Annotated in this window: 4 protein-coding genes and 1 pseudogene; 3 read left to right on the top strand and 2 right to left on the bottom strand. The window is 67.9% G+C overall.

Annotated features, from left to right (window positions below):
• From GJ629_RS14645 to GJ629_RS14635, 3 genes are all read left to right on the top strand, one after another.
• The coding region (locus GJ629_RS14645; protein ID WP_157513688.1) for a PKD domain-containing protein at positions 1-1,147 on the top strand (1,147 nt) is incomplete at its 5' end.
• Between the two features lie 127 nt (positions 1,148-1,274).
• Entirely contained in the window at positions 1,275-2,441 is a 1,167-nt protein-coding gene (locus tag GJ629_RS14640) for a PKD domain-containing protein (RefSeq protein ID WP_157513687.1), read from the top strand.
• A 44-nt stretch (positions 2,442-2,485) separates the two neighbouring features.
• On the top strand, positions 2,486-2,758 hold the full coding sequence (locus GJ629_RS14635) for a hypothetical protein (RefSeq protein WP_157513686.1): 273 nt from the start codon (positions 2,486-2,488) through the stop codon (positions 2,756-2,758).
• Here GJ629_RS14635 and GJ629_RS14630 read toward each other — a convergent pair whose 3' ends face one another.
• Entirely contained in the window at positions 2,759-4,048 is a 1,290-nt protein-coding gene (locus GJ629_RS14630; RefSeq protein WP_157513685.1) for a HEAT repeat domain-containing protein, read from the bottom strand.
• Positions 4,049-4,184: 136 nt separating this feature from the next.
• Positions 4,185-4,327, bottom strand: a pseudogene (locus tag GJ629_RS16450) (dihydrofolate reductase family protein); the annotation flags it as partial.

Below are 4,327 nucleotides of genomic sequence, written 5' to 3'. Positions count from 1 at the left end.
CCACGGCCGACGGCGGGCGGCGACGCGACGACGACTGTCGGCGAGACGGTCACCTTCGACGGGTCGGCCTCGACTGAACAACGGAGGGCATCGTCAGCTGACGAGTGGGCGTTCGGCGGACGGGACGACGGCCATCGGACCGGTACCGGCACACGCCTACGACAGTCCCGGGGCGTACACGGCGACGCTGACGGTCGCAGACGCCGCGGGCAACACCGCGACCGACACCGTCTCCGTCGTCGTCCAACCGGCCGGCGACACGACGCCACCGACCGCCGAGGCAGGACCGAACGTGACCGTCTCCGTCGGCGATTCGGTCACTCTCGACGCGTCCGGGTCTACCGACGACCAGGCCATCCTCGGCTACCAGTGGGCCTTCGGCGACGGGTCGACCGCGACCGGCGAAACCGTCACACACACCTACGACAGTCCGGGGACCTACACCGCGACGGTGACCGTCGCGGACCCGGCCAGAAACACCGACACCGACTCGGTGACCGTCACCGTCGTCGGGGACGACGCGACCGAGGACACGGCGACGGTGACGACCGTCCCGTCGAACGTGACGGTCGCAAACGGGTCCGTCCGAGCGGTCGACGTGGCAGTCACGAACAGCAGTTCGGGCGTGGAGAGCTACGCCCTCACGCTGTCGCTGTCGAACGCCACCGGGAACGCGACTATCGCGAACGCCTCGGTGCCCGACGGGACCGTCGACCGTCCGTCGGCGCGGACCGTCGTCCTCAGCGGGACGGCCGACAGCACCGCGTCGAACGTGACCGTCGCCACCGTGCGACTGACCGGCGTCGAGACGGGCCGCGTCGACGTCGCTCTCACCGCCGACGCGGTGACGACGGCCGACGGCGGACAGTACGACGCGCTCTCGACTGCCGGCGGCATCGTCGAGGTAGTCCCCGGACCGGAACCGCTTCCCGGAAGCGCGGCGCCGCCGCGGGACGCGGACGGTGACGGCCGCTTCGAGGACGTCAACGGCGACAGAACGGCCGACCTCTTCGACGCGTTGGACTACTTCAACCAGCGCGGCAGCGAGGTCATCCGGGACAACCCCGGTCGCTTCGACTTCGACGGCGACGGGGACGCCGGTGACCTCTTCGACGCGCTGGCGCTGTGGAACGAAATCAGCGGCTGAGGCCACCGTTCGGCCTCGGGCCGCCGCGATTCTTTCGGAACAAGACCGAAGCACTGAACCGTCCAATCACGAACAGTACTGACGACGAACCAGCGACTCGGGGCGGTCTCGCCCCACGAATATACCAATGTCACGACAGCACACGACTGCGACGGCACTCCTCGCCGTCGTGATGGTCGCCGCGGGGATGGCGGTACCGGCCGCCGCCGCACCGACCGTCACGGCGAACGGCGGCACAGTTGCACCGGGCGATACAGTTACCATCTCGGTCGACGTGAGTGACGGCCAGACGCTGGAGGTATCGAGCATACCCGGCGGCTGGACCGTCGTCGACCGGACCAACGACGGTGCGTTCGGAAACAGCGACCCGGGCTCTGAAGGCTGGGTCTGGTCCGAGGACGGGTCCCACTCGGTGACGCTCACGCTGAGGGTTCCCGGTGACGCCGCCGACGGCCAGTACGCGCTGGACACGTTCGTCGAGAAGAGCGACGGAACCACCGCGACCGGCAGCGCCACCGTCACCGTCGACGGCACCGCACCGACGGCCGACGCCGGGTCGGACACGACAGTCGACGAGGACACGTCGGTCGGGTTCGACGCCGGCGGGTCGAGCGACAACGAGGGTATCACGAGCTACCAGTGGGCGTTCGGCGACGGGGCCAGCGGGAGCGGTGCTCAGCCGTCCCACACCTACAGTGACCCCGGCGAATACACGGCCACGGTGACCGTCAGCGACGCGGCGGGCAACACCGCTACCGACACTGTAACCGTCACCGTCGAGGAGGCCGTCGACACGACCCCGCCGACGGCCGACGCTGGCGGGAACGCTACCGCCGAGGCCGGGAGTTCTGTCACCTTCGACGCGAGCAACTCCACGGATAACGTGGGCGTCGAGAGCTACACGTGGAACTTCGGCGACGGATCCGTCGCCGCCGGACCGGCTCCGTCCCACACCTACGACAGTCCCGGCAACTACACCGTGACCCTGACCGTCACCGACGCGGCCGGCAACGCCGCCACCGACACCGTGACCGTCACCGTCGAGGAGGCGTCCTCGCCGGCAGTACCCGCCCTCCCTGGCCAGTCGAACCCGGCACAGGACATCGACGGTGACGGGAAGTTCGAGGACGTCAACGGCGACGGGAGCGCCGACCTCTTCGACGCCTTGGACTACTACAACAACGGCGACAGCGACCTGATCCAGAACAACGTCTCGGCGTTCGACTTCGACGGGGACGGCGACGCTGGTGACCTCTTCGACGCCTTGGCGCTGTGGAACGAGATCAGCGGCTGAGCCGACCACAGCATACTCCCATCTCGGGGCCGTAGCGTCACGTGATGGCCCGCGAGCGCACGTACCGCTGTGCGAACTGTCTGGACGCGACGATCACCCGGGGCTTTGACGTCTCGCACATCTCGATCAACTGCCCGGAGTGTGATTCCTTCGAGCGATTCGTCAACGAGGACGTCATCGCCAAGTACGACGATCTGGAGGCGTCCCCGCCCGAACATATGGACTGGGACGCGCTCAGCAAACTGGAGAAGTTCTACATCAGCGACAAACTGGTTCGGGAGGGGTACGACATCGAGGACTTCGGGACAGGCGAGTAATTAGGAGGACTGCGTCACTTTCTCCGCTTCGGCCTCGACGAGGTAGGAAGCGTCGTCGGCGTTGTCCCGGACCGCCTGCAGCGCTCGCTCGGTACCGATCTGTCTAAGCGCCCACGCGGCGCTGGCCCGGACGCTGTCGACCTCCTCGGTGTCGCCGAGTACGTCCGATAGCGGGTCGACGGCGCGGGTGTCGCCGATACGGCCCAGCGACCGCGCGGCCGCGCTTCGTACGTCCTCGTTCTCGGCGGCCAGTCGGTTCCCAACGGCTTGGGTCGCCTCCTCGCTACCGATGGCACCGAGCGCCCGCAGCGTCGTGATCTGGAGGGCGGCGTCGCCCTCGCCGTCGATGAAGTCGACGAGCGGTTCGACGGCCTCGTCCTTGCCTATCTTGCCGAGCACTTCGATGGCCAGTTTGTTGCGCTTCTCCGCAAGCGGGAGGACGGCGTCGAAGGCCTCGGGCGGCCCGATGCGCTTCAGCGAGTCGAGGATGTTCTCCTCCATGAAGTCCGACTCGAGGTTGTCCATCGCCATCAGGATGTACTCGATGGACTCTTCGTCCTGTTCGTGTTTGTAGCGTTTCTCGTACAGTTTGACCGCGTTCCACTCCGGGGGGTAGTCCTTCCGGCGCTCGGACTCGAGGATGTCGAAAAAGCCCTCCTCGGTCATCCGCTCGCGGATGGTCAGGTCTTCCCACGACTCGGCGGCCTCGACGTCGTCTTCGAGGGTCTGGGCGGCCTCAAGCAGCGAAGCGATGGTGTCGGCGTCGTCGTCGGCGTCCAGCCCGGCGTCGGCGATGGTGCCAGCCACGTCGTCTAGTCGGTCAGCGGCGTCGCCGTCGGTGTCGACCGTCGCCGAGAGCGTCCCGTCGGCGCTGTCGAGGAACGCATCGACGGCGGTCCCCACATCCGCCGCGCCGTCGTCGGTCCAGCGGGACTCCCGGATGGTGCTGGCCACCTCGCCCAGCAGCGCGGTCACGTCCTCGGCGTAGGGGCCGCGCTGTTGTTCGAGTTCCTCGGTCAGGTCCTCGACGGTACTCTCAATCTCCTCGGCCAGCCCGTCCTCGTCCTCGTCAGGTTCGGGCAGGTCGGCCTCGGACAGCGCCGACTCGACGGCCGACAGTTCCGCCTCGACGTCGTCGAGGTCGGCCTCCGTCTCGGCCGCGTCCAGACGCGCTTGCAGGCCGTCCAGACGCTGTTGGAAACCGTCCGGGTCGGTCGGTAGCGAGTCCTCCCCGTCGGCGGCCCCCTCGTCGGGCGCGTCTTCGGCTGGCTCGTCGTCCCCGTTGCTCATAGGAAACGGTTGCGTCTGTTCGGGCTAAGAGCGTTTCCCTTCGGTCTCGTCCCGCCAGTAGAACCGCGGCGCGAGCAGGAAGTACGCCAGCGCACCGGCGAGCAACAGACGGGGGAACAGCCGTCCCGCGAGCGTCGGGGCCTCCCCGACCGCCGATTATCTTCGACCCCACGTACACCGATAGCTCGTCGACTAACTCCGCCGCGAACAGCGAGAATATCAGTTCCCCGCCGCCCTCGACCATCAGGTCCTCGACACCGGCCGCCTCCAGACGCTCGA

Source organism: Halapricum sp. CBA1109 (genome assembly GCF_009741825.1).
Taxonomy (GTDB): domain Archaea; phylum Halobacteriota; class Halobacteria; order Halobacteriales; family Haloarculaceae; genus Halapricum.
Note: the sequence above shows the minus strand (reverse complement) of the source record. Positions and strands in the feature narration are given on the sequence as shown.

What these genes read in the sequence shown, in the direction of transcription:
- GJ629_RS14630 (WP_157513685.1), bottom strand. Translation starts at nt 4,048, where the DNA reads ATGAGCAACGGGGACGACGAGCCAGCCGAAGACGCGCCCGACGAGGGG.
- GJ629_RS14640 (WP_157513687.1), top strand. Translation starts at nt 1,275, where the DNA reads ATGTCACGACAGCACACGACTGCGACGGCACTCCTCGCCGTCGTGATG.
- GJ629_RS14635 (WP_157513686.1), top strand. Translation starts at nt 2,486, where the DNA reads ATGGCCCGCGAGCGCACGTACCGCTGTGCGAACTGTCTGGACGCGACG.